Origin of the sequence: Enterobacter cloacae complex sp. Mu1197, from assembly GCF_040059225.1 — a bacterium.
In the GTDB taxonomy this organism is placed as follows: Bacteria; Pseudomonadota; Gammaproteobacteria; order Enterobacterales; family Enterobacteriaceae; genus Enterobacter; species Enterobacter quasiroggenkampii.
This window is the reverse complement of sequence record NZ_CP157375.1, coordinates 2,209,828-2,231,714: the sequence shown is the minus strand read 5'-3', so window position 1 is coordinate 2,231,714 and position 21,887 is coordinate 2,209,828. Positions and strand designations below refer to the sequence as shown.

The 21,887-nt window shown below is 54.4% G+C and carries 28 protein-coding genes and 1 pseudogene; 10 read left to right on the top strand and 19 right to left on the bottom strand.

What is annotated here, in order from left to right; all coding sequences use genetic code 11:
• The first annotated feature begins 149 nt into the window (after nt 1–149).
• Both azoR and ABFV38_RS10670 read left to right on the top strand, forming a co-directional pair.
• The gene (gene azoR / locus ABFV38_RS10675; protein ID WP_008502313.1) at nt 150–755 is read left to right on the top strand and encodes an FMN-dependent NADH-azoreductase; all 606 of its coding nucleotides are present in this window, start codon (nt 150–152) and stop codon (nt 753–755) included.
• 90 nt (nt 756–845) lie between these two features.
• On the top strand, nt 846–1,532 hold the full coding sequence (locus ABFV38_RS10670; protein ID WP_348959353.1) for an RluA family pseudouridine synthase: 687 nt from the start codon (nt 846–848) through the stop codon (nt 1,530–1,532).
• A gap of 7 nt (nt 1,533–1,539) precedes the next feature.
• Here ABFV38_RS10670 and ABFV38_RS10665 read toward each other — a convergent pair whose 3' ends face one another.
• The 4 genes from ABFV38_RS10665 to ABFV38_RS10650 all read right to left on the bottom strand — a co-directional run bounded on the left by ABFV38_RS10665 (nt 1,540) and on the right by ABFV38_RS10650 (nt 3,643).
• Nucleotides 1,540–2,079, bottom strand: a complete 540-nt coding sequence (locus tag ABFV38_RS10665) for a DUF2058 domain-containing protein (RefSeq protein WP_008502315.1) — start codon at nt 2,077–2,079, stop codon at nt 1,540–1,542.
• A gap of 154 nt (nt 2,080–2,233) precedes the next feature.
• Entirely contained in the window at nt 2,234–2,725 is a 492-nt protein-coding gene (locus tag ABFV38_RS10660) for a type VI secretion system tube protein Hcp (RefSeq protein WP_348959352.1), read from the bottom strand.
• A gap of 1 nt (nt 2,726) precedes the next feature.
• On the bottom strand, nt 2,727–3,065 hold the full coding sequence (locus ABFV38_RS10655) for a lipoprotein (protein WP_348959415.1): 339 nt from the start codon (nt 3,063–3,065) through the stop codon (nt 2,727–2,729).
• Nucleotides 3,066–3,079: 14 nt separating this feature from the next.
• The gene (locus ABFV38_RS10650; protein ID WP_348959414.1) at nt 3,080–3,643 is read right to left on the bottom strand and encodes a type IV secretion protein Rhs; all 564 of its coding nucleotides are present in this window, start codon (nt 3,641–3,643) and stop codon (nt 3,080–3,082) included.
• Nucleotides 3,644–4,087: 444 nt separating this feature from the next.
• Between ABFV38_RS10650 and ABFV38_RS10645 the strand changes: the two genes are divergently transcribed.
• Both ABFV38_RS10645 and ABFV38_RS10640 read left to right on the top strand, forming a co-directional pair.
• The gene (locus ABFV38_RS10645) at nt 4,088–5,062 is read left to right on the top strand and encodes a DUF1852 domain-containing protein (protein ID WP_348959351.1); all 975 of its coding nucleotides are present in this window, start codon (nt 4,088–4,090) and stop codon (nt 5,060–5,062) included.
• A 23-nt stretch (nt 5,063–5,085) separates the two neighbouring features.
• Nucleotides 5,086–6,114, top strand: coding sequence for a methionine synthase (locus ABFV38_RS10640; RefSeq protein WP_048030571.1), 1,029 nt, complete (start codon nt 5,086–5,088; stop codon nt 6,112–6,114).
• 5 nt (nt 6,115–6,119) lie between these two features.
• Here the strand turns inward: ABFV38_RS10640 and ABFV38_RS10635 are convergent.
• A pseudogene (locus tag ABFV38_RS10635) lies at nt 6,120–6,970 on the bottom strand (LysR family transcriptional regulator).
• Between the two features lie 95 nt (nt 6,971–7,065).
• On the opposite strand from ABFV38_RS10635, the gene ABFV38_RS10630 reads away from it, so the two are divergent.
• Both ABFV38_RS10630 and ABFV38_RS10625 read left to right on the top strand, forming a co-directional pair.
• Nucleotides 7,066–7,500: a DMT family transporter gene (locus tag ABFV38_RS10630; protein ID WP_348959350.1), complete on the top strand. Its 435-nt coding sequence runs from the start codon at nt 7,066–7,068 to the stop codon at nt 7,498–7,500.
• 3 nt (nt 7,501–7,503) lie between these two features.
• Entirely contained in the window at nt 7,504–7,962 is a 459-nt protein-coding gene (locus ABFV38_RS10625; RefSeq protein WP_348959349.1) for a DMT family transporter, read from the top strand.
• A 311-nt stretch (nt 7,963–8,273) separates the two neighbouring features.
• Here ABFV38_RS10625 and ABFV38_RS10620 read toward each other — a convergent pair.
• The 9 genes from ABFV38_RS10620 to ABFV38_RS10580 form a co-directional block, all read right to left on the bottom strand.
• A protein-coding gene (locus ABFV38_RS10620) for an IS3 family transposase (RefSeq protein ID WP_348957715.1) occupies nt 8,274–9,628 on the bottom strand; the annotation gives its coding sequence in 2 pieces (ribosomal slippage) (nt 8,274–9,178 and nt 9,178–9,628; 1,356 coding nt in all).
• A gap of 199 nt (nt 9,629–9,827) precedes the next feature.
• Entirely contained in the window at nt 9,828–10,355 is a 528-nt protein-coding gene (locus ABFV38_RS10615; RefSeq protein ID WP_045910473.1) for a DUF3833 domain-containing protein, read from the bottom strand.
• Complete coding sequence (locus ABFV38_RS10610; protein ID WP_048030580.1) at nt 10,352–10,873, bottom strand: hypothetical protein; 522 nt, start codon at nt 10,871–10,873, stop codon at nt 10,352–10,354. Before ABFV38_RS10610 ends, ABFV38_RS10615 begins: the two co-directional genes overlap by 4 nt.
• On the bottom strand, nt 10,870–11,355 hold the full coding sequence (locus ABFV38_RS10605) for a DUF2878 domain-containing protein (RefSeq protein ID WP_069719274.1): 486 nt from the start codon (nt 11,353–11,355) through the stop codon (nt 10,870–10,872). Before ABFV38_RS10605 ends, ABFV38_RS10610 begins: the two co-directional genes overlap by 4 nt.
• A complete protein-coding gene (locus tag ABFV38_RS10600) occupies nt 11,352–12,572 on the bottom strand; it encodes a cyclopropane-fatty-acyl-phospholipid synthase family protein (protein ID WP_348959348.1) in 1,221 nt (406 codons plus the stop codon). The genes ABFV38_RS10605 and ABFV38_RS10600 overlap by 4 nt, the downstream gene beginning before the upstream one ends.
• Nucleotides 12,569–13,291, bottom strand: a complete 723-nt coding sequence (locus ABFV38_RS10595; RefSeq protein ID WP_229225823.1) for a DUF1365 domain-containing protein — start codon at nt 13,289–13,291, stop codon at nt 12,569–12,571. Before ABFV38_RS10595 ends, ABFV38_RS10600 begins: the two co-directional genes overlap by 4 nt.
• A gap of 1 nt (nt 13,292) precedes the next feature.
• Complete coding sequence (locus ABFV38_RS10590) at nt 13,293–14,552, bottom strand: FAD-dependent oxidoreductase (RefSeq protein ID WP_348959347.1); 1,260 nt, start codon at nt 14,550–14,552, stop codon at nt 13,293–13,295.
• Nucleotides 14,549–15,268, bottom strand: coding sequence for an SDR family NAD(P)-dependent oxidoreductase (locus tag ABFV38_RS10585; RefSeq protein ID WP_348959346.1), 720 nt, complete (start codon nt 15,266–15,268; stop codon nt 14,549–14,551). Before ABFV38_RS10585 ends, ABFV38_RS10590 begins: the two co-directional genes overlap by 4 nt.
• Nucleotides 15,265–15,699, bottom strand: coding sequence for a nuclear transport factor 2 family protein (locus tag ABFV38_RS10580; RefSeq protein WP_235403071.1), 435 nt, complete (start codon nt 15,697–15,699; stop codon nt 15,265–15,267). The genes ABFV38_RS10585 and ABFV38_RS10580 overlap by 4 nt, the downstream gene beginning before the upstream one ends.
• A gap of 261 nt (nt 15,700–15,960) precedes the next feature.
• Here ABFV38_RS10580 and ABFV38_RS10575 point away from each other — a divergent pair, with 261 nt between their 5' ends.
• Nucleotides 15,961–16,158 (top strand): hypothetical protein, encoded by a 198-nt coding sequence (locus ABFV38_RS10575; protein ID WP_008502331.1) that lies wholly within the window; start codon nt 15,961–15,963, stop codon nt 16,156–16,158.
• A 1-nt stretch (nt 16,159) separates the two neighbouring features.
• Nucleotides 16,160–16,948 carry a hypothetical protein gene (locus tag ABFV38_RS10570; protein WP_045910465.1) on the top strand — a complete coding sequence of 263 codons (789 nt, stop codon included), beginning with the start codon at nt 16,160–16,162 and terminating at the stop codon, nt 16,946–16,948.
• Here ABFV38_RS10570 and ABFV38_RS10565 read toward each other — a convergent pair.
• Together ABFV38_RS10565 and ABFV38_RS10560 are read right to left on the bottom strand one after the other, a co-directional pair.
• Complete coding sequence (locus ABFV38_RS10565) at nt 16,929–17,441, bottom strand: GNAT family N-acetyltransferase (RefSeq protein WP_348959345.1); 513 nt, start codon at nt 17,439–17,441, stop codon at nt 16,929–16,931. The two genes, ABFV38_RS10570 and ABFV38_RS10565, sit on opposite strands and share 20 nt — an antisense overlap.
• An 18-nt stretch (nt 17,442–17,459) precedes the next feature.
• On the bottom strand, nt 17,460–17,864 hold the full coding sequence (locus ABFV38_RS10560) for a VOC family protein (protein WP_028015889.1): 405 nt from the start codon (nt 17,862–17,864) through the stop codon (nt 17,460–17,462).
• A gap of 193 nt (nt 17,865–18,057) precedes the next feature.
• Here ABFV38_RS10560 and ABFV38_RS10555 point away from each other — a divergent pair, with 193 nt between their 5' ends.
• A complete protein-coding gene (locus tag ABFV38_RS10555) occupies nt 18,058–18,615 on the top strand; it encodes a histidine phosphatase family protein (protein ID WP_348959344.1) in 558 nt (185 codons plus the stop codon).
• Nucleotides 18,616–18,660: 45 nt separating this feature from the next.
• On the opposite strand, the gene ABFV38_RS10550 is transcribed toward ABFV38_RS10555, so the two are convergent.
• The 3 genes from ABFV38_RS10550 to ABFV38_RS10540 all read right to left on the bottom strand — a co-directional run bounded on the left by ABFV38_RS10550 (nt 18,661) and on the right by ABFV38_RS10540 (nt 21,281).
• Nucleotides 18,661–19,491 carry an oxidoreductase gene (locus tag ABFV38_RS10550; protein WP_348959343.1) on the bottom strand — a complete coding sequence of 277 codons (831 nt, stop codon included), beginning with the start codon at nt 19,489–19,491 and terminating at the stop codon, nt 18,661–18,663.
• 116 nt (nt 19,492–19,607) lie between these two features.
• A complete protein-coding gene (locus tag ABFV38_RS10545) occupies nt 19,608–20,615 on the bottom strand; it encodes an AraC family transcriptional regulator ligand-binding domain-containing protein (RefSeq protein WP_348959342.1) in 1,008 nt (335 codons plus the stop codon).
• A gap of 81 nt (nt 20,616–20,696) precedes the next feature.
• The gene (locus ABFV38_RS10540) at nt 20,697–21,281 is read right to left on the bottom strand and encodes a TetR/AcrR family transcriptional regulator (protein ID WP_348959341.1); all 585 of its coding nucleotides are present in this window, start codon (nt 21,279–21,281) and stop codon (nt 20,697–20,699) included.
• Between the two features lie 104 nt (nt 21,282–21,385).
• On the opposite strand from ABFV38_RS10540, the gene ABFV38_RS10535 reads away from it, so the two are divergent.
• Nucleotides 21,386–21,853 carry a nuclear transport factor 2 family protein gene (locus ABFV38_RS10535; protein WP_021241363.1) on the top strand — a complete coding sequence of 156 codons (468 nt, stop codon included), beginning with the start codon at nt 21,386–21,388 and terminating at the stop codon, nt 21,851–21,853.
• Nucleotides 21,854–21,887 lie beyond the last annotated feature (34 nt).

Genomic DNA, 21,887 nt, shown 5'->3' with positions numbered 1-21,887 from the left:
GTACCACACTGACGCCTTTCGCGCCTTATTCAAAAAATTCGAACATAGGCTTCGATATATTGCGCTATCTCTGTGGCAGGATTGTGAATAGAGTGTCAACAAGCAACGGGGCAACCCCCTTCAATCAAATGCAACAACAGGAATCACCCATGAGCAAAGTATTAGTTTTGAAATCCAGCATTCTGGCAGGGTACTCTCAGTCTGGTCAGCTGTCTGATTACTTCGTTGAACAGTGGCGTGAACAGCATTCTGCTGACGAAATCACCGTGCGTGACCTGGCTGCAAACCCAATTCCTGTGCTGGATGGCGAGCTGGTTGGCGCGCTGCGCCCAAGCGATGCACCGCTGTCTCCACGCCAGCAGGAAGCCCTGGCCCTGTCCGACGAGCTAATTGCTGAGCTGCAGGCACATGACGTTATCGTCATCAACGCCCCAATGTACAACTTCAACATCCCAACCCAGCTGAAGAACTACTTCGACCTGGTGGCGCGCGCTGGCGTAACTTTCCGTTACACCGAGAACGGCCCTGAAGGTCTGGTGAAAGGCAAGCGTGCGATCGTACTGACCAGCCGTGGTGGTATCCATAAAGACACCCCAACCGACCTGGTTGCGCCGTACCTGAGCCTGTTCCTGGGCTTCATCGGCATCACTGACGTGAACTTCGTGTTCGCGGAAGGTATCGCTTACGGTCCTGAAGTGGCGACCAAAGCGCAGACCGACGCGAAAGCCGCCATCGACAGCCTGGTTGCAGCGTAAGACTTCACCCTCTCACCGCCCGGTGGGAGGGTTTTTCTTTTCCCCCGCATTTCGTTATCATCCGCACCCACTCTCCAGCCGGGCGGCCTGATGTCTGCGATTATTGATTCTTTTATTGCCCCACCGTGTCACGATGACATTCAGATCCTCTGGCAGGATGAACATCTGCTGCTAATCGACAAGCCTTCCGGCCTGCTCAGCCTCTCGGGCAAAAATCCGCAAAACCTCGATTCCGTCCACTATCGTCTGGTTCAGACGTTCCCCGGCTGCACGCTGGTGCACCGTCTGGATTTTGGTACGTCCGGGCTGATGGTGGTTGCGCGTAATAAGGCCATCAACGCGGCACTGTGCCAGCAGTTTAGCCAGCGCAGCGTGGAGAAAGTCTACAGCGCCTTGCTTTGCGGCCACGTGGAAAATGATGAAGGGGTTATTGATGCGCCGATTGCCAAAGACCCGGCGCTGTTCCCGCTGATGTCGATCTGCGCCATCACCGGTAAACCCGCCCGCTCCCGCTACCAGGTTGTGGAACGGTTTTATCAGGGAGCGGGATTACCGTTAACGCGGGTGAAACTGATCCCGGAGACCGGGCGAACCCATCAGCTGCGTATTCACTGCCAGCAGCTGGGGCACTCGATTCTGGGGTGCGATCTGTATGGCGGTCTTGACGTGCCGGGTGCTGAGGAAGCGCCCCGGTTGATGCTGCATGCCTGCGAGCTGAATTTTATTCATCCCGTGAGCGGCGAGCCGGTTAACGCCCGTCACGCCGCCCCGTTCTGAACGCGGTTTACCACATCAAATCGTCAGGGATTTTGAAGTCCGCGTACGGATCGTCTTCGTCCTGCTCTTCCTGGCTGAGCGCGCTGTTTAACACGATGCTGTCGGCATCGCGCTGGGCAATTTTATCGGCCACCACTGCCGGGATAATCGCGTAGTCGCAGTCACCGTTAGCATTGAGCACCAGGCGAGCAATCGCCAGACGGCCGTTGATCAGCTGGGTCTGCGTTTGCTTATCGACTTCAATCTTTTTAATCAGCGTACCGTCGGTAAAGTTAAAGGTGATGTTGCCTTTCGCCACGGTGATGCGGTTCATCTCAATCAGCTGCTTCACCTGCGCCTTAAACTCTTTCGCCAGCACGGCCTGCTTCTGCTGCTCGCTCAGCAGCTTATCACGCTCGATCTGCGCCTTCTTGTTCTCTTCTACCGCTTCCCGAGCCTCACGCGCCTGAACGCGTGATTTCTTTGCCGTACGCTGCACTTTCGCCGCTTTCTTGCTGCTGACGAGGCCCGCTTTCAGCATCTGCTCTTGTAAGGTGAGTTTTGTCATGATTGTTTCTAAACCGGTTGGAAATTTTGGGGATTATAGCGGGAATTGAGGAAAGAGTGCGACATTAGCAGATGAAGCGTTACACATCCTGGCTGGGCGCCATATATCGCACCCAGGATCCTGATTGATAAAGATTAGCAGTAAAATCGTGATATTACGGTTTTTGTGATGCTGGTTTTGACCACGCGTCGCCATACTTAATCATGCCATCCAGGTAGTGCCATTCAATACTGTTGAAGCGTAACTTCACGGTCTCGACCATGTTATGATGATTTGAACCAGGTATATATGTGTGATTGGCATTCACTGACATGATGACAACACTCTCCATGGATATCCGATAAACTTCACGTTCAATCCCTGCATCGTTTGTCTCATAGTAGCGAATGACCGCTTTTTGCAGACGTCTCCCGTCGCAAACATACACTGCAAACAGTGGTGAAAGTTTATCCAGCTGTTTGTGTATGATAAAAGGTTCGTGTTGTCTGGTACCCCCCATTCTGCCGGTATGAGGGTCGACTGGCTGGCTAATGCCGTAGCTGCTGCTCATGACTTCAACCGCACCCTCTCGACCTAACGCGAGACATTCTCCTTTTAACTGCATTCCGTTTTCATCATAAAGAAACAGGTATGCGGGTAATGACATGCTACTTTCTCCCTAAGTCGAGTATATTGCCTTGGTTATCGATTATAAAAGTATAATAAAAATTCTTTTTATTTAACGTATAATGTGCTCCATAGACAGTACCTTTAGTTAAGTTCACGTTAAAACATGTGTTCGGATATGATAATGCTAAAAAGTCTCCCTTTAATAACTCAGAATAAACTTTTCCGTTTGATGCCAATACATAGCGACTAAGGATATCTTTTTTATCGACTGTAAAGCATACCAGACCATCATAAACGTAGATAGATTGTCTTTCCCCAGACGCAGCGCCTTCTTTTCCTTTACCCGGACACCCCGTCAGAAAAATGGCAGACAGCAACAGTGATATATATCTCAACCGGGAAACCCCTCTAAAATACGTTCATACTTTTTAATCAATATCGTTACTGGTTCAGCAGGATCATAGTTTCTATAATCAAAGAGATGACTATTACCCCAAAAACCATAGCTTTTTAATAACCAGTAATCACTGACAATCGAAGCTTGTTGCTCTAGGCCGTACTCCAGTAAGTTCGTCTTATCAAGACTGTACGCATAATCAGCAGCCCAGGAGAAAGCACCACGCATACGCACCCACATACCACGTTGATGCTGCCAGACATGCATCATTTCATGCATAAAAAGATGTTGGGCAACAGTTACTGGCTGGCTAACAGGCATAGAAAAATCATGTTCATATTTTTCAGACCTGAACCACATTTCTCCATCAGGACTCATTGCCTGTCCAGGGTTTTGAAGATTAAAAGGCAGATAACTTTCAAGGTGAATCCATACTTTATGATAGTAAATACTATACCCAAAGAGCGAACTCGCTAAATTTATTTCTCCAAGCCTAAGGCGTCGAAGTCCCCCTTCGCGAATCACTGGCCAACTGATGGAGTTTGGATAGTACACAATGGTATCCTCAGAGTTTTACTCGTCGGGTAAATGCTACACGCTTAAATAATTATGAGATAGCAAAAAATCATGTTTAAGATCGCAAAATAAATAAAACCATAAATAACCCAACATTGCTGGCAATACATATAAAATTCACACCAAAAATATTTCTATAAAATTAAATAAGCGACATCAATTAATCGCAACTGCGGGGGTTAATAGATTGCTTTCTTTCAGATGCATAATTACGGTGTAATACACCATAATTTCCGTATTAGCCTTTACAGCAATGCGTAAAACTTTTTAAACAGTCGCCACCCGCGCTACTCTTCTTTTTGTATCTAAACATGAAAATGCCTCATGTTGCATTGAAATTAAGTCACTTCCCCTGCGCCACGGGCTCAGGCATAAATTATGCATTGGTAACTTCTTAGCAACATGAACTTAGGATGCATAACCACAATGAGCAAAGCTTTCACATATACCCTTAAGCGCAGTTGCTTCGATGAGAATTACAACCCGTCAGAAAATACGCGTACGACCACCAACTTCGCCAACCTGGCCCGCGGGGAAAAGCGTCAGGAGAACCTGCGCAATACGCTGGTGATGATCAACAACCGCTTTAACGCTTTAGCGCGCTGGGATAACCCAAACGCCGATCGCTATGCGGTTGAGCTTGAGATCATCTCTGTCGATTTGAATATTGGCGCGGAAAAGCCGTTCCCGGCCATTGAGATACTGCAAAACACCATTGTCGACAAGAAAAACAACCAGCGTATCCCTGGCATTGTCGGGAATAACTTCTCGTCTTACGTGCGGGATTATGATTTCAGCGTCCTGCTGCTGGAGCACAACAAGAACCAGCAGCACTTCAGCATTCCGGAAAAGTTTGGCGAACTGCACGGCAATATCTTCCGCCATTTTGTGAGTTCACCGGAATACAAAGAGAACTTCACAAAAGGACCGGTGATTTGCCTGAGCGTCTCCAGCAAAGATACCTATCGCCGCACCGGTAACCAGCACCCCGTACTGGGCGTTGAGTACCAGCCGGATGGCGAATCGCTTACGGAGCAGTACTTCGCAAAGATGGGCCTGAGCGTGCGCTACTTCATGCCGGAACACAGCGTGGCGCCGTTCGCGTTCTTCTTTACCGGGGATTTGCTGAGTGATTACACCGTTCTGGAACTGATCGCCACCATCAGCACGATGGAGACGTTCCAGAAGATCTATCGCCCGGAAATTTATAACGCCAACTCGGCGGCCGGACTGTGCTACCGACCGGATCTGAACCAGCAGGATCACTCCTTAACCAAAATTGTGTATGACCGGGAAGAGCGAAGCCGTCTGGCGATTGAACAGGGTCGATTTACCGAAGAGTACTTCATTAAGCCTTACAAACACATTCTTGAGCAGTGGTCTGATAACTACACGCTTTAATACATCAAAAAAGGTCTTTTATTATGAAAACATTGCTCCCGACTTCAACGGCTGGCAGCCTGCCTAAGCCGACCTGGCTTGCGCAACCTGAAACGCTGTGGTCGCCCTGGAAATTGCAGGATCAGGAACTGCTGGCGGGCAAGCAGGATGCGCTGCGCCTGTCTCTGGATGAGCAGATCCGCGCGGGAATCGATATCGTCAGCGACGGGGAACAGACCCGCCAGCACTTCGTCACCACCTTTATTGAACACCTGAGCGGCGTCGATTTTGAGAACCGCCAGACGGTGCGCATTCGTAACCGCTATGACGCGAGCGTGCCGACCGTGGTCTCCGCCGTCGCGCGCCAGAAACCGGTCTTCGTCGACGATGCAAAGTACCTGCGCCAGCTCACAGACAAGCCGATCAAATGGGCTCTGCCGGGGCCAATGACCATGATCGACACCCTGTACGATGCGCACTATAAAAGCCGCGAAAAGCTGGCCTGGGAATTCGCCAAAATCCTTAACCAGGAAGCGCGAGAGTTAGAGGCCGCAGGCGTGGACATTATCCAGTTCGATGAACCGGCGTTTAACGTCTTTTTTGATGAGGTCAACGACTGGGGTATCGCCGCGCTGGAGCGCGCCATTGAAGGGCTGAAGTGCGAGACCGCGGTCCATATCTGCTACGGCTACGGCATTAAGGCCAATACCGACTGGAAAAAGACGCTCGGTTCCGAGTGGCGCCAGTACGAAGAGGCCTTCCCTAAGCTGCAGACCTCTAACATCGACATCATCTCCCTGGAGTGCCACAACTCCCGCGTGCCGATGGATCTGCTTGAGCTGATCCGCGGTAAAAAAGTGATGGTTGGCGCGATTGACGTAGCAACCAACACGGTTGAAACGCCGGAGGAAGTGGCCGATACGCTGCGTAAAGCGCTGCAGTTTGTCGACGCCGACAAGCTGTATCCGTCAACCAACTGCGGCATGGCTCCCCTCTCCCGTCAGGTGGCCAACGGCAAGCTGAGAGCACTCAGCGCTGGCGCAGAGATTATCCGCAAAGAGCTTGGCGCGTAATCCCCTTACCTTTGCCAGTAAAGCGGCGTACCAAAATGCTCGACGTAATAATCAATGACCGCCCTGACGTTCAGGGGCGGATGTCGGGCATCAGGGTAGATCGCCGCGATCGCCTGCTGTTCCGTATTGATGGCACACTCCAGCGTGGGCAGGAGGGGAATCAGCTCACCGCGCTGAAGCGGCTCGCTCACCAGCCAGTCCGGAAACAGCACAATCCCCATCCCGCCCCGCGCCGCAGCCAGCGGTTAGGCCCTGACGATCCGCGATAGACAAGACAGTGATGGCGATTCAGATCGTCCGGCCCTTCAGGCGCACCGTGTCTACGCACGTAATCTGGCGACGCGGCCAGATGATACACCTGCTGCCCGAACACCCGCGCTCGAAACGAGGAGTCCGTCAGTACACCAATGCGGAAGATAAGGTCTGCCGCATCCCGGTGGGGATCGATAAAATCATCGGTCAGCGTCAGCTCTACGCTCAGGCGAGGATAGCGTTCCGACAGGCCGGGAAGTCCTGGGGCTATGTGCTTCTGGCCGAAAAACACCGGTCCGTTAATGCGGATCGCACCGGACGGTTCCACCGCACGCGCGTCCAGCTCCCGGCGCGCCTCTTCCAGGTTTTCCGCCATTGACCGGGCGTAGCGAATAAACAGATGACCGCTTTCCGTGGGAATGACGGCCCGCGTATTGCGATAGAAAAGCTGCTGCCCGAGCGCATCCTCAAGCTGGTGGATCACACGCGATATCTGCGAGGCCGATATCCCCTGCCGCCGCGCCACGACGGAGAAGTTCTGCGCTTCATACACGTCGATAAAGATCAGCAGAGCGCGGATGTTGATGTTGCTGGCGTCAACCATTAATGCATATCTCGCAAAGGTGTTTACTGCATTATGGCATTTTTCTCATTGAACAACCCACGTAATCTTCTTCGCCTGAAAACGGAGGAAGAAGAATGCAGTTTGTTTTGATTTTACTGGTTATTGCTGGCGGGATGGGCCTCTCCGTCGAGGCGGGCCTGCTGGGACCGCTGGGGGGAAAGGTCGGGGATTTATGGGCGACGTTCAGCATTTTTGGCGTCGGCGCCGCGCTAACGTTTCTGCTTATGCTGTTTTTCAGCCCGCGCAACAGCCCGTCGTTTTTCGCACAGCCCGGCTGGCAGCTGCTCGGCGGCGTGCTCGGTCCGATGTACGTGGTCATCCTGACCGTGGCGACACCCACCATCGGCATCGCCATGACCATGATTGGCATTCTGGCCGGCCAGGTCTTTAAAAGCCTGATCATTGACCACTATGGTCTGCTGGGTTCGCCGCACAGGAAGATAAACGCGAAGCGCATTATTGCACTGGGGTTCATTATTGCGGCACTGGTTCTGGTCGCGCAGGGGTAACATATGACACTGATTATGATTCTTCTGGCCGTCTGCGGCGGCGCAACGTTGAGCATTCAGGCCGCCATTAACGGCAAGCTCGGCAGCAGCGTGGGGGTATTTAAAAGCGCGTTTCTGACCTTCTCCGTCGGCGCGCTGGTGACCGCCCTGCTGATTTTCTTCTTTGAACCTAAGCAGGCCGTCAGCCTGCTGGATGTACCGAAATGGCAGCTTCTCGGGGCAATGTTTGGCGTGCCTTATATTGTGATTATGGTCGTGGCGGTGCAGCGCATCGGCACCGCCGTCGCCACGGTGGCGGTCATCTTTGGCCAGCTCGCCATGAGCATGTTGATTGATCACTTTGGCTGGCTGGGTAACCCCGCCATTTCGTTTTCAACGAGTCGTCTGGGGGCGGTAGTCTGCCTGGGGATTGCGCTTGTCTTTATTTACTCGGGTAGTAAAACCCGCACCGACAGGACATGAGATCGCATCTTTCGGACTGAGGGCTCCCCAGAAAATTTTTACCGAAAGCGATTAAGTTTTTTTAAAGTGAAGCAATTACTTGCAGCCATGCCCTGGTCCGGCTGTAAATCGCCGAAGCGTTTCCGTAAGGCCGGGGCGAGGCGCAGGGATGCGCCGAGAGGGCGTGGCCTGCAGGGATGCAGGCTCATGCCCGACCCGATAGCCTGAAGGAATAAGCCGAAGGTACCGCGTAGCGGCGATTTACCGCCGGGAGCCCGGGTAGCCAGGGTGGTGGCGACTGCACTGAACCCCTAAACCTGGACACCATGCTTTCATTGTTGTTCTGTCAGAGTCCGGTATTCAACCGGACTCATCCCGCCCGTTTTTAAACTGATTCGTTCGGTATTGTAATAGCGAATATACCTGCCAATATCGCTTTCAAGCTCTTTCACTGAACTGTACTTTTTCCTGTAATACATCTCTACTTTCAGGTGACTGAAGAAGTTTTCCATCACTGCATTATCCAGACAGTTGCCCTTACGCGACATACTTTGTGTTATGCCTGCATCAGCCAGCATTCTGCGCCAGACAGGCGTTCTGTAAGCCCAGCCCTGATCACTGTGCAACATCGCACCTTCTTTGTTTCTGCATGCATTAAGCGCTTTTTTTAGCATCCTGCAGACCAGAGGTTGCGACTGACTGGTTGATGTTTGCCAGGCCACAATTTCATTATTGAACAGATCCTGAAGGGCCGAAAGGAACAGTTTTTGACCACCGGCACGGAACTCCGTCACGTCTGTGCACCACTTTATCCCACTGCGTTCGGCTCTGAAGTTGCGGGCAAGAAGATTATCGGAAGCCGGGCCACCACCGGCCATACAGGAACGGTATTTTCTTCGGCGCAACTGGCATGTCAGATCATACTTTTTCATCAATATACGAACCGTTTTATGGTTCAGCGTGAAGGCCTCATTACGCAGTGCCGCCGTCATTCTTCGGTAACCATAGCATTGGGCGTTTCTCTGACTGATCGTGAACATAGCACTGACAGCAGCCGCATACCGAACCGGCTCACCTGCGGGTCTGGATATCTGGTAATAATACGTGCTGCGCGCCAGCCCTGCGGCACAGAGCAGGTAAACAAGTCGGTGGTCTGCAAGCAGACTCTGTATCACTCGCGCTTTTTCTGCTGTTCCCTGAGAGTCTTTTCTTCCCTCAGGGCTTTGAGCTTTTTTAGATATGCGTTTTCCGCCCGCAGATATTCCAGCTCTCTCAGAAGTTCTGAGGGAGTCATCTCACTGAGCGGTCTGGAGTCAGGTATAAACTTTTTCTGTGACATAGCGGGCCCGGATTTGGCTGTATTAAGCGCCTGTGCGCCGCCTTTCCGGTAACGTCTTGTCCAGTCGAGAATGAGCGACTCATTTGGAATGGCAAAGCGCGCTGAAGCTTCCGCATAGCTGCACCCGTGTTCAGCAACATAACGGATTACGCGGAGCCTGAAAGCTGAAGTATAGGTCCGTGCAGGACGGTCCTCCAGCCCGGCCTTCCCCTGACGCCTGTAAGACCGTATCCAGCGGGTAAGAGGTGTTCGGCCAACACTGAACAGACGGGCTGTTTCTTTAATGCTCGACTGGCCAGTCATGTAATGCTGAACAGCCTCAAGACGGATGTGGAAGGGATATCTCATAAGGACCTCCAGATTCTATGATCTGGTGTCCTGGATATGGGGTTCAGTGCAGACTGAGCCACCCTGGCACGTTCACCGGTCATGTCGTTACAGAGTAGCAAGGAACATAAAGTGAACGGAAATACCACCTTAGCCGTATGTTCCCCTCACCCTAACCCTCTCCCCATAGGGGCGAGGGGATTGTTCACTGCTCGTATCATCACTCTTTACGGGTAAAGAACAACGTCACCGTGGCGACGGTGACGCCCAGTTTCTTCATCTCGGTTTTATTAAACAGATGGTTCTCATCCTGCAGGTACATCCAGTCGTCAAAGTTCAGTAGCCAGGTGCTGCCGTTGGCCTTCACGTTCATGCTGTAATGCCAGTTGAACGCGTTGCCTGCGGCCTGCCCCGTCGCCACCCCTTCGATATCCCCCGCCGTGCCCTCATAACGATCGTTCCCCAGGCGCCGGATATGCCAGACTCGCTGTTGCTTCTCGCCGTCGTCGTAAACGAAGTGCTCGTTCAGGGTCAGCGTATCGCCGATAACGTCCCCGGCAATCTCAACGTGAAAACGTCGGATCTGCTTGCCGCTGCGATCCTGCACCATCCCCCACGCTTCGGTTTTGCCCTGGAAGAAGTGGAAGATATCCAGCCGCGGCTGCTGGTGGCGGTATTCGGTCACCTCTGTGCTACAGCCCGCCAGCAGCATCGTTAATGCCAGCACCATCATCAGGAAACGTTTCATTTTTGGCCTCCGATTAACTGCTGACGCAGCTCAGGATATTGCGTACGGGGAGCCAGCCAGATGGCCAGAAAACGGGTACTGAACGCTTCTGACTGGCGTGGTCCCAGAGGAATAAAGGTTTTCTGAAGGGTCGGATCGCGGTACCAGAACTGCCCCTGCTGGTCATCAAGGACAAACGCCAGCTGTGAGCCAGGTCGAACATCCGGCCACAGCGACCGGAGCATCCGCAGCCAGGCTTCGCTTTGCGGTTCCTGCGCCAGGATCCCCTGCGCCTGCCACTGGTCGCGGGTCGCCTCGACCAGCTCATCGCGATCGATGTCGCGCGCATAGGTAATTATCAGCGCCTGATCCTGGTTCTCCCGACCGTAACGCCCATCCGGCGTACGCAGCTGGGAGGTATAGACGGTGAACGGCCCCCAGGTGAGCGTGGCATCGCCCACCTTACGCCACGCCAGCCAGTCGGCGGCCTGGGCCGCAGGCATGGCGATCAGCCAAAGCAGCAAAATCGCAGCTCTCATTTTTGTCTCCCCATCAGCAGGTGGAAAAACAGCATCAACACCAGCCAACCCGGCGCCATCCAACTGACGACGATAAAAGTCGGCTCCAGAAATGTGATGGCATCCAGCCGCTCGCCAATCAGGTACGCCACCGGGCCTCCCACGGCGGCCAGCAGGGTCAGCAGCCAGCCGGGCAACGTGGTGGTGCGCGTAAGCTGCGTCCAGACGGTGGCGAACATTAGCCACAATGCCACCATCCATAGCGGCATCAGGGAGTCGCCCGTGAAGGCTATCAGTCCCGTCAGCGCCCAGAGCGTATCCAGCAAACTGCCCGCCGCGGCCAGCCCGATGGCGTAAAAACGGTATACAGACGGCAAGAGCAGGCACGCCAGGATCGCCAGCGCGAGCCAGATAATCAGGCCCTTTTCGCGAAAGAGCACCACCAGCGCCCAGTAAAGATCGAACGCGACGGCCAGCAGAAAGACCTGAAGATATCGTTTCATACGCGCTCGGCGGTCAGCTGCACCACGCTGATGGTGCGGGCGTTAAACCCGGCTTCGCAGTAGCCAAAGTAGTACAGCCACATGCGACGAAACCGCTCATCAAAGCCGAGCTTTTCAATCTCCTGCCAGGCGTGGACAAAGCGCTGTCGCCAGTGCGCCAGCGTGCGGGCGTAGTCCGGCCCCATGTCGAACAGATTGCGCACCACGAAATCGGTGTGGCGCGTCATCAGATCGTTCATCGCGGTGATGCTCGGCAGGAAGCCGCCGGGGAAAATGTAGCGCTGGATAAAATCGACGCTTTTGCTGTAGTCGCGATAGCGCTGGTCCTGAATGGTGATGGCCTGAATCGCCATGCGTCCTCCCGGGCGCAGCCGCGCCTGGCAGGTACGGAAGAACGTGGGCAGATAGCGCTGCCCGACGGCTTCAATCATCTCTATCGAGACCAGCTTGTCGTACTGCCCGGTGAGGTCGCGATAGTCGCAGAGCAGCACCTCGACCCGATCCTGCAGTCCAGCGCGGGCAATTCGTTCGGTCGCCCAGACGTATTGCTCCTGCGATAGCGTGGTGGTGGTCACCCGACAGCCATAATGACGGGCCGCGTATTCCGCCATCGCCCCCCAACCAGTGCCAATTTCCAGCAGATGATCGCCCGGCTTCAGCGCCAGCTGTTTGCACAGACGCGCCATTTTGGCCTGCTGGGCCTCCGTGAGATCCTGCTCGTCCTCCGTAAACAAGGCGCTGGAATAGAGCAGCTCCTTATCCAGAAAATGGGCATAGAAGGTGTTACCCAGATCGTAATGGGCGGCAATATTTTCACGCGCCTGCGCGCGGGAGTTTCGCCGCGTCCAGTGGCGTAGCCGCTCCAGCGGCCTGCCGAACAGACGGAACCCGTTTTCCAGACGGCCAAGCACCTCGCCGTTGAGCGCCAGAAGTTCCAGTAGCGGCGTAAGGTGCGGAGTTTCCCATTCGCCATCCATCCAGGCTTCTGCCGCGGCAAGGCTCCCGCCCGTTAAGACACGCCAGTAGACGCCGGGCGTCAGGATCTGTACGTCGGCATGCAGCGCGGAGGATGCTTCGCCAAAATGAAAGGTCTGTGCCCCTTCACGCAGCGTGAGCGAGCCGCCGCGGATACCGCTTAACAGACGAAACAGCAGCCATCGCGCAAGGCGCACGTTGCGCGGGATATCGGGTTCTAACGCAAAGACGGGATCGGTCATGAGCGTTCACTCCTGCTGACAGGATGGTTATACAGCGGCACGCGCTTGAGCCACAGGCGCAGCGCCTGCCAGTAAATGGCGAAAACGGTTTTCAGGGTCATAAGCGGGATGCGCAGGAGCAGCGAGCGCAGCGCGGGGCGCGTCAAAGGCTCCCGGCGCAGCGCCAGCGTGGCGTCGAACACCTTCGCCTCCTGATGATTTTCAATGTGCATATGCAGCGTGTTATCCGGGTCGTTGAAGCGCCAGTGGTAGATCATGTCCATCGGATTGAACGGAGAAACGTGAAACGCTTTTTCCGTAGGCTGGGCATGTTGCCCGTCGACCGCGTAATAATGACGCTCGTTCCACGGCGTGTTGCGGACCTCCGCCAGCAGCCAGCGCAGGGTACCCTTCCCGTCATAGCAGTAGTAAAAGTTGACCGGATTAAAATGGAACCCGAAATAGCGCAGCTGCGTCAGGAGCATCACCCGCCCGTCCGGACGTTCCCCGGTCAGGCTCTCCAGCCTGCTTAGCACGTTCTCTTTAAGCGGCGTGCCGAGCGGATAGTCCGCGTCATGGAAAGAGGCGGCAGCAAAGCGATTGCGCCGCACGCCGACGGACGCGAGCAGCGGCAGCTCATCGAGATCCAGCCAGGCCATAAAGACGCTGTAGCGAAATTCGTGGGTTTTCGGCTGCAGGCGGCGGTGGCGTAATACGCCGTGGTAGAGGCAGCTGTTCATCTCAGTTCCCCTCCCCGGCCGCTATCGCATTGACCACGTCCAGCGCGCTGCGCACCCCGTCCTCATGAAAACCGTTGTACCAGTAGGCTCCGCAGAACCAGCTCCGCCGGCGGCCGTTGATCTCGCCGCGCCGCGCCTGCGCCCGCCAGCTTTGCGGGTTAAACAGCGGATGCTCATAAACGAAGCGTTGCAGAACAAAGCGCTCATCAACCGCCGCGTCCGGGTTCAGGGTGACGCAGAACAGCGGGCTGCCCGCAGGCAGCCCCTGCAGGATATTCATGTTGTAGGTGACACAGGCGCTGGCCTGCGCCTGCCCGCTCAGGCGGTAGTTCCAGCTGGCCCAGGCGCGCGGCCGCACCGGCAGCCATCGCGGGTCGCTGTGCAACACAACCTCGTTGCGCTGCCAGCCGATATCGCCCAGCACCTCGCGCTCTGCGGTGGTCGGGTCGTCAAGCATGGCCAGCGCCTGAGCGGAGTGGCAGGCAAATATCACCTGATCGAAGGTATGGCTGCCGTTTTCGAGCTGGAGGGTGACCCCGCGCTCGTGGCGGCTCACCCGCTGAACCGGCGTATTGAGATGCAGCGTCAGCCGGTCGCCCAGTTTGTCCCGCATCGCGCGGATATACTCCCGCGAGCCGCCCGGCACCACGTACCACTGCGGGCGATGAGTGATATCAAGCAGACCGTGGTTTTGGAAGAAGCGTAAAAAGAGCGGCAGCGGGAAGCGCGTCATCTCCTGCAGCGACGATGACCAGATGGCGGCCCCCATCGGCAGAATGTAGTGGCGCGCAAAAAACGGCGTAAAGCCGTGCTGGTCCAGAAACGTCTGCAGCGTGGCGTTCGGATCCACTTCCCCGTCCAGCGCCTGTTTTGCCAGGCGGTTAAAGCGTACGATCTCGCCCAGCAGCCGCCAGAATGCCGGATTCACCAGGTTTCTACGCTGGGCAAACAGCGACGTCAGCGTGTGGCCGTTGTACTCAAACCCCGTCGCGGGGTCGTGCACCGAAAAGCTCATCTGCGTTTTTTGCCCGCTGATGCCCAGCTCGCTGAGCAGGCCCATAAAGCGCGGGTAGGTACGGTCGTTGTAGACGATAAACCCGGTATCGATCGCGTATGTACCCTGTGGCGTCGTCACGTCAACCGTTGCGGTATGGCCGCCCGGCGTGGATCCCGCTTCAAACAGGGTCACCTGATGGTGTCCGGCCAGCCGCCAGGCGCAGGTCAGCCCGGCAATGCCGCTGCCGATAATCGCAATATTCATGAACGCACCATCCTGCGCAGCAGCGTGCGCTGAAGAAACGCAGGCAGCCCGGAGAGCAGCCGCAAAATGAAGCCAAACCCGGACGGAAACGCGATGTGCATTTTCCCGGCCGCCAGTCCGATACGGATCGCCTTGACCGCCTCGTCGACGGTCACCCTGCCCGGCATGGCAAAATCGTTTTTTTGCGTCAGGGGCGTATCGACAAAGCCCGGAGAGACAACCGTGACGGCAATCCCTTTTGGCTCCCAGTCCAGGCGCAGGCTCTCGGCAAACCAGCTCAGCGCCGCTTTGGACGCGCCGTAGGCCTCTGCACGGGGAAAAGGCAGCCAGTGCGCCATCGAACTCACCAGCACCACACGGTTACCGGCAACCAGCTGCGGTTGCAGCGCCTCAAGGCAGTTCACCGGCCCGAGGAAATTAGTGTTCATGACCCGCTCCACCAGCGCCGCATCCACCACGCCACCGTCCAGGTATTCGCAGGTACCCGCGCAGAGAATAATCAGGTCGGCGTAGCTGCCGGTCAGCGCCTGGCGACAGGCGTCCCTGTCCGTCATATCGAACAGACGCACGGTGAGATTGGGGCAGGTCTGATGCAGCGCTTCCAGTCGCGCCGGATCGCGCCCGCAGGCAATCACATGGTAGCCGTCAGCAGAGAAGAATTTCGCCAGCCCGGCGCCAATCCCCGAGCTTGCGCCGGTAATCAGCACCGTCTTCATGATTTCACCCTCCGCTTCACGCCGCGAACCGCCCAGCCCAGCAGAGGAAGATGTTCGTAGATCATCTCTCCCGCATCGTAGTAGTCCCGCTGGTGCGTGATGAGATCGTTTTCCGTCTCCACCACCGAGCACCCCGGCAGATCAAGCGGTTCGCCTCCGGCAATGCGCGGATGCGACCAGTGCATCACCCAGGTGACAACAAATCGGTTCCCGCTGCACAGCGGCGGATCGATAGAAAAACGGCAGTTCTCGACGTTGGCCAGCAGATGGGTGAAATAGCGCTGAAGCGCAAAAATACCGTTGTGCTCACCGAAGGGATCGATAAGTGTGGCATTCGAATGATAAAGCCCCGCCAGCGCGGACGGTGGCTGGCTATCCAGTGCGGCGTAGTACTCGACAAACCGACTCACGACAGAGGGCAAAGTGCTCATGGGTCACATCCTGGCTGTAAACAACGTGGCGTAATCGCATAATTAAAACTTACACAATTAACGTTATTTGTCCAAGTTTGTGCAGACTTATTTTTTATTACTCATAAATATCAATAACTTGAACATTCATTCGCTTGAAGGTTTTGTAGGCCGGGTAAGGCATAGCCGCCACCCGGCTTTCACTCACTTTCAGGTTATCCTTAAGGCAAATTCAGCGGTCATCTTCCAGGCTTATCCTTTTTATTCATAAGGATGCCTGACATGAAACGTTTCTTTCTCTCCCTGTTCTCAAGCCCGGAATCCTTACTGCAGGTGATGAGTCAGCAGGAAATTATTGAAGCCGTGGAAGATGGCGACCGTATCATCATCGACCAGGACGGGAACGCCTCGGTGAACTACAAGAGCAACGAGGTGCGGCAGGACTTTCTGCGTCACGTTAACGCGCTAAAGAGGGCCTGATATGGGAACGGCGATATTTATGGTGCTGATGGTCTGCGGGTACTGGTACACCAGCCGCGACCTGTCGACCCGCTTTAAAATCAAGCGTTCCTTCGGTTGGGATGTCTATTTTCTCGTTGCGCTTTACGGCTGTATTTTCGTTCTGCAAGGGGTGATTGCCACGGGGTTGCTCTGGCTGCTGCTGCTTAGCCTTTCCGCCGCCAACAACGCTTTTCACTTTGCCTCACCGAAATACACCGACTGGCAAATCGACTTTATGAACTGGAGTTTTTTAGGCATTCAGGCGCCGGTGGTGGTAATGCTGGCGTTTGCCATCCTGTTTTGTCTCTACCGGTCTAACTGGGCAGGCAGCGCCAGACTGGACGGCGAGAGCCGGAAAAAGCTCTACAAACGGCTTGCGCAGGCGAGCGGGATCGAGCAACTGCTCTATCAGTGTATGGAGCAAGGCGAGCTGGCGCAGGTCACGCTCCGCTCGAGGCGGATATACGTGGGTATGATCCACACTGCGACGCTGGAATATGAAAAAACGGCCAATATCGTGCTGATCCCGATGTTGAGCGGGTACCGGGACGAAAAGACGATGAACCTGCGCATCGAGAATAATTACAGCCGGTGGTACGCCGAGCATGACATTACGCTCGACTCGGAACCCCGCAGCGCCATGTCATTCCGCAAGGTGATTTTACTCAATCAAATTGAGAGCATCTCGCTGTTCGATCCCGCCAGCGCCAGCGCGCTGTCGCTGGCACAGCGGGACGAGAGCCCAGGCCCTAAAGAGACATCCCCATAATTCTGAGTATGCTCTGCTGTGAGGCTGTTTCAAAAAGGACGTTCTTAATGCAGAGCATGCCCTGCTTCTGGTAGAACCGGTACGCTCCTGCGTTCTGCTCAAGCACTTCCAGCCAGAGATAGTCCTTTCCCCTGCTCCGGGCCATGTCGGTAATTTTATTGAACATGTCCTGACCATAGTTCTTGCCGGTCTCGGCAGGATCGAGGTAGAGCTTGTTGAGGAGAACGCCCCTCTTGTCCGTTTCTGGAAGCATGGCGTCCCAGGTCACTTTCATAAATCCCACAGGCCGATCGGTCTGTGCAATATACCAGGTCACATTCGGCTCTTTCAGGCTCTGTTCAAGTACAGAAACGGCATACTCGCCGTCCAGAAAGGCCTTCATCTCGGCGTCGGATACCCACAGATGCTGAAAATGGGCGGGGTATATGCGGTATCCAAGTTCACTTAAGAGCGCAGAATCGGCCCCGCTGGCCTGTCGAATTCGAAGAGTCATGGAAGGTATCCCTGGCCATTACCCGCGTTGGGCATGTTGATAGAGGTCCCAGCGGTTGCCGTAAATATCTTCAAACACCACCACCATACCGTACTCTTCCTCACGAGGTTCTTCACAAAAATGAACGCCTTTTGCTTTCATGGCATGGTAATCGCGCCAAAAATCATCCGTCTGAAGGAACAGGAAAACTCGGCCACCGCATTGATTACCGATAAAACCTTCCTGCCTCTCGTTAGACGCACGAGCCAGCAAAATATTGCAGTCGCTTTCCGGGTTGGGTGAGACGACTACCCAGCGTTTACCCGGTTGGGGCGTATCCTCTACAAGGGTAAACCCCAGCTTGTCGGTGTAGTATTCAATGGCGCGATCGTAGTCATCAACCACAATAGCCACGCAGCCGAGGCATCGTTTCTGTGTTCTCATTTCCGTTACCTTTACTCTAAATGGTTATGCTCAGCGCTTTTCCACAGAATACGCGCGCGTGAAAATATTTTACAGACTGAGAAGTCTGCTACGTACGCTTCAGGCTCAGACACACTAAAACGGGTGGGTGAAAAACCGCTTTCGATCGCGCTAATCTGCCCCTGACGAAGGGATGACAGGTGATAAAAAACATATGGAAATTATTTTGATGCGCCACGGCGAACCCGAATACAGGGGCGCGGGAAAGGTGTCGTACAGGGAAATGGCGGGATGGATCGACAGCTATAACCGCTCTTCAACGGGCCGCGACAGACCTTCGGAGATGGCTCAAATCCTCGCGTACCGCGCACTGACGTTTCTCAGCAGCCCTCTCCCGCGAGCCCTTTCATCGTTGAAAACGCTGGGGTGTGAACCGGGCTTAATTGATGAGGTTTTTCGGGAAGCAGAGCTGCCGGTGTTCCGTATTCCGGGGTTACGGCTATCGCCTTTTTACTGGGCAGCGCTATTTCGCGTTCTTTGGCTCTGCGGCCTGTCTGGCGAGTCAGAGTGCGTGAGCGTCGCAAAAGAACGTGCCGTTAAGGCGGCAGAAATCCTGGTGAATGTCGCGAAGGACTCTGACGGCCCCGTCTTGCTCATGGGGCACGGAATGATCAATCGGTTTATTGCGAAGGAACTGATCGCATCAGGCTGGAAAGAACAGACTTCCCCGGTAACCGGTTACTGGGGCGCGGGGGTTTACAGCCTTGTGTAAGGGCACATACTGACACCGAGGATTTTTTCATCCTCGGCGCTTGGGTCATAGCGTCTGGCCAAGGATAACGCGATCGAACAGACGGTCTCCCAACCAGAGACGCATGCGGATGAGCATCTTTGCATACTTGCCGGCTGCATAACGTGTACGCGGATGAGGGCTTTTAACGGCGCGGGCAACCACGTCGGCAATCACCTTCGGGTCGCTGCCTCTGCCATTCCCGTATGCATTTTTGACCGATTTAGACACCTTCTCCACGAGGCGAGCGTAAGGGCCATTTGCTGAGCGTTTAACTATATTGCCGCTGACCACATCACCAAAGCCTGTCTCGATTAAACCCGGTTCAACAATCACAACCTTAATGCCAAATTCAGCCACTTCAAGACGCAGACAGTCAGACCATCCCTCAAGCGCATGTTTCGTGGCGTGATACCAGGCTCCAAGAAGGGTGTAAATCTTACCCCCCATAGAGGTGATATTAATAATGTAACCGCTGCGTCTGGCGCGCATGGCCGGGATCAGCAGTTGCGTAAGGCGGGCCGCACCAAACACGTTAACCTCAAACTGATAGCGAGCTTCATCAATACCGATCTCTTCTACCGGTCCATAGAGCCCAAAACCCGCGTTGTTGACCAGCACGTCAACCCCACCTGTCTGCGACATGATGGTATTCACGGCAACCACAATGTCTTCATCACGTGAGATATCCATCCGCAGAGGGTACGCGCCAAGCTGGGCAAGATCGTGCATTTTCTCAACGCTACGGGCAGCAGCGTAAACCTGATAGCCATCCTGAATAAGACGACGGGCGATGGCTTTGCCCATACCTGACGATGCACCGGTGACCAGCGCAGTTTTTTTGTCCTGAGTAAACATAGATACCTCGGTGAGTAGACTGTGGCTAGTTTGCTCTCCTTTGACCTCATGTTAACTAGCGTATCGCGCCATTTGACTCGCAAACTGCGCCATCAGAGCGATAAATACGCACGTGTTTACTCAAGACGCATGGCTGTCCTGGCCGCTTCAGGAGTCTGGCCCGTCCAGGTCATAAATGCGCGATAGAATGAGTTAGGATCTTCGAAACCCAGCAAAAACGCGATCTCATACCCGGAAAGACGCGTATTGCGAAGATAATGACGGGCCAGGTGTTCTCGACACGCGTTGACAAGGTTGCGAAAGTTTTCCCCTTCCTGCTCAAGCCTTCGCTGCAGCGTGCGTTTACTCATTCCCAGACGCTCAGCCGCTTTTTCAATAGTCGCTTCGTTACCGGGAATTAGCTCCAGGAGTACCGCTCGTACGCGCTCGGCGGTTGAAGCCCGTTCATTTAACTGACCGAGACGACGCTGCAGTTCCGGTTCAAATACCTGCCACATCCCCTCATTGACCGTTAAAAAGGGTCGAAGCGCATCGGCTGCGGAAAAGCTGATGGCGGGCTGTTCTCCGTATTGCACGTCAGTACCAAAGAAACACGAAAAGTGGCTGTTCTGAACCGATGACGGTAGCGCAGAAACGCAGATCCGTAAGGGGTTAACCGGTTCGCGCGTTCCCAGCCGCAGAAGCTTGAGCAGGAAGCCCAGCTCTGCCACCTGGAGAAACGGCGGAATAGTTGTCGCAAAAAGCCAACGTGGTGAGACGGTAAGGTTGCCGCTTTGGTCGACCGTTGTCTCCAGAACCATCGGAGCAATAAGCTGTTTATATCTTGCCAGACGCTGGACAGCCTGCATCATATTGCTGCTACACAGTGCGGCAAAAAGGGGCGGATCAAACACATCCGCAGAGATCAACTCAATGAGCGGGACAGGAAAGGCAGGATCGTTCGTTTCAGCCTCCAGTGCATTCCAGAAGCGAATGTATTCATTCGTATCGAGTCCCCGCGCTTTTTGTAAAAAGAGATCGTCAGGTAATCCTGCCCTGCGGAGGATGCGTTCTGGCTCAAGCCCCGCGTCTTTCAGCAGCGTTTTCCAGCTTATATCGAGAGCGAAAGTACGGTTATAGGCCATTTGCTCATTCCGGTGTGAAGGTTATTCAACGCTTAGTGTTGTTGTGTTGCTGGCGTTTGTCAGTCGTCTCAGGTGTAAACATTATTTGCCCCCTAAAAACGCTGCTTCTAGTGCCCTCTTCAACGACGTGATGACCTCATCCGTCTCCATGCCCATCTGCGCATGAATAATGGCACCGTCAATGAGCAGCATGATTTCATTGACGACGCGCTCATCCGCGATGGTCGTCAGCGACGCAATAATATTCTTTGTTTCGATTTTATGATCGCGGCATATCGCTTTTATTTCGCTTTCAATATCTTCCGATTTTGCCTCTGCGCTGGCATTAATAAACGCGCAGCCGTGGAACTCCGGCGAAATAAACCATTCACAGAGCGTTGCAGAAATCGCATCAGCAGGTATTTTGCCTTCATCGAGATGTCGGCGCAGCGTGGATTCAAACCAGTTAATCCATATTGCATGCCGATAGTGCAAATAGGCGAGAATAAGCAAACTTTTGCTCGGAAAATGGCGATAAAACGTCACCTTCGTCACTTTCGCCTCTTTAATCAGCGTATCAACCCCCGTCGCCCTGAAGCCCGTGGAATAAAACAGATCGTGCGCCGTGAGTAATATTTTATCCCGGACGCTAATTTTTGTTTCGTTGCCTGCGTGTTCGGTTTTCATTTTTTCGACAGTCTCAAAAAGGGTGTTGACAGCGTTATTTTTCAGGCATAGATTACCCCAAGTAGACAGACCTGTCTACATAAAATCACACTGAGGTAACCGCCATGAACACACGTCCTCCTTTACCGCCCTTCACCCGTGAAAGCGCCATCGAAAAAGTCAGGCTGGCAGAAGATGGCTGGAACAGTCGCGACCCGGCGAAAGTCGCGCTGGCCTATACACTGGATACCCAATGGCGCAACCGTGCAGAGTTCGCCACCAACCGTGAAGAGGCCCGGGCGTTTCTGGAGCGGAAATGGAAAAAAGAGCTGGACTATCGTCTGATTAAAGAGCTGTGGGCCTTTACGGATAACCGCATCGCGGTCCGCTATGCCTATGAATGGCATGATGATTCAGGCAACTGGTTCCGCTCGTACGGCAACGAGAACTGGGAATTCGACCCGGACGGCTTGATGAAGCGTCGTTTTGCCTGCGTAAACGATATGCCGATAAAAGAATCCGAGCGACTGTTCCACTGGCCGCTGGGCAGACGCCCGGACGATCACCCGTCGCTGAGCGATCTGGGCTTATAGGATTTTTACATCACTCCGGGGCGCCCCGGAGTGA

Bases quoted from the DNA above. Each gene is read 5' to 3' on its own strand.
- azoR (WP_008502313.1), top strand. From the start codon at position 150: ATGAGCAAAGTATTAGTTTTGAAATCCAGCATTCTGGCAGGGTACTCT.
- ABFV38_RS10670 (WP_348959353.1), top strand. From the start codon at position 846: ATGTCTGCGATTATTGATTCTTTTATTGCCCCACCGTGTCACGATGAC.
- ABFV38_RS10665 (WP_008502315.1), bottom strand. From the start codon at position 2,079: ATGACAAAACTCACCTTACAAGAGCAGATGCTGAAAGCGGGCCTCGTC.
- ABFV38_RS10660 (WP_348959352.1), bottom strand. From the start codon at position 2,725: ATGTCATTACCCGCATACCTGTTTCTTTATGATGAAAACGGAATGCAG.
- ABFV38_RS10645 (WP_348959351.1), top strand. From the start codon at position 4,088: ATGAGCAAAGCTTTCACATATACCCTTAAGCGCAGTTGCTTCGATGAG.
- ABFV38_RS10640 (WP_048030571.1), top strand. From the start codon at position 5,086: ATGAAAACATTGCTCCCGACTTCAACGGCTGGCAGCCTGCCTAAGCCG.
- ABFV38_RS10630 (WP_348959350.1), top strand. From the start codon at position 7,066: ATGCAGTTTGTTTTGATTTTACTGGTTATTGCTGGCGGGATGGGCCTC.
- ABFV38_RS10625 (WP_348959349.1), top strand. From the start codon at position 7,504: ATGACACTGATTATGATTCTTCTGGCCGTCTGCGGCGGCGCAACGTTG.
- ABFV38_RS10615 (WP_045910473.1), bottom strand. From the start codon at position 10,355: ATGAAACGTTTCCTGATGATGGTGCTGGCATTAACGATGCTGCTGGCG.
- ABFV38_RS10610 (WP_048030580.1), bottom strand. From the start codon at position 10,873: ATGAGAGCTGCGATTTTGCTGCTTTGGCTGATCGCCATGCCTGCGGCC.
- ABFV38_RS10605 (WP_069719274.1), bottom strand. From the start codon at position 11,355: ATGAAACGATATCTTCAGGTCTTTCTGCTGGCCGTCGCGTTCGATCTT.
- ABFV38_RS10600 (WP_348959348.1), bottom strand. From the start codon at position 12,572: ATGACCGATCCCGTCTTTGCGTTAGAACCCGATATCCCGCGCAACGTG.
- ABFV38_RS10595 (WP_229225823.1), bottom strand. From the start codon at position 13,291: ATGAACAGCTGCCTCTACCACGGCGTATTACGCCACCGCCGCCTGCAG.
- ABFV38_RS10590 (WP_348959347.1), bottom strand. From the start codon at position 14,552: ATGAATATTGCGATTATCGGCAGCGGCATTGCCGGGCTGACCTGCGCC.
- ABFV38_RS10585 (WP_348959346.1), bottom strand. From the start codon at position 15,268: ATGAAGACGGTGCTGATTACCGGCGCAAGCTCGGGGATTGGCGCCGGG.
- ABFV38_RS10580 (WP_235403071.1), bottom strand. From the start codon at position 15,699: ATGAGCACTTTGCCCTCTGTCGTGAGTCGGTTTGTCGAGTACTACGCC.
- ABFV38_RS10575 (WP_008502331.1), top strand. From the start codon at position 15,961: ATGAAACGTTTCTTTCTCTCCCTGTTCTCAAGCCCGGAATCCTTACTG.
- ABFV38_RS10570 (WP_045910465.1), top strand. From the start codon at position 16,160: ATGGGAACGGCGATATTTATGGTGCTGATGGTCTGCGGGTACTGGTAC.
- ABFV38_RS10565 (WP_348959345.1), bottom strand. From the start codon at position 17,441: ATGACTCTTCGAATTCGACAGGCCAGCGGGGCCGATTCTGCGCTCTTA.
- ABFV38_RS10560 (WP_028015889.1), bottom strand. From the start codon at position 17,864: ATGAGAACACAGAAACGATGCCTCGGCTGCGTGGCTATTGTGGTTGAT.
- ABFV38_RS10555 (WP_348959344.1), top strand. From the start codon at position 18,058: ATGGAAATTATTTTGATGCGCCACGGCGAACCCGAATACAGGGGCGCG.
- ABFV38_RS10550 (WP_348959343.1), bottom strand. From the start codon at position 19,491: ATGTTTACTCAGGACAAAAAAACTGCGCTGGTCACCGGTGCATCGTCA.
- ABFV38_RS10545 (WP_348959342.1), bottom strand. From the start codon at position 20,615: ATGGCCTATAACCGTACTTTCGCTCTCGATATAAGCTGGAAAACGCTG.
- ABFV38_RS10540 (WP_348959341.1), bottom strand. From the start codon at position 21,281: ATGAAAACCGAACACGCAGGCAACGAAACAAAAATTAGCGTCCGGGAT.
- ABFV38_RS10535 (WP_021241363.1), top strand. From the start codon at position 21,386: ATGAACACACGTCCTCCTTTACCGCCCTTCACCCGTGAAAGCGCCATC.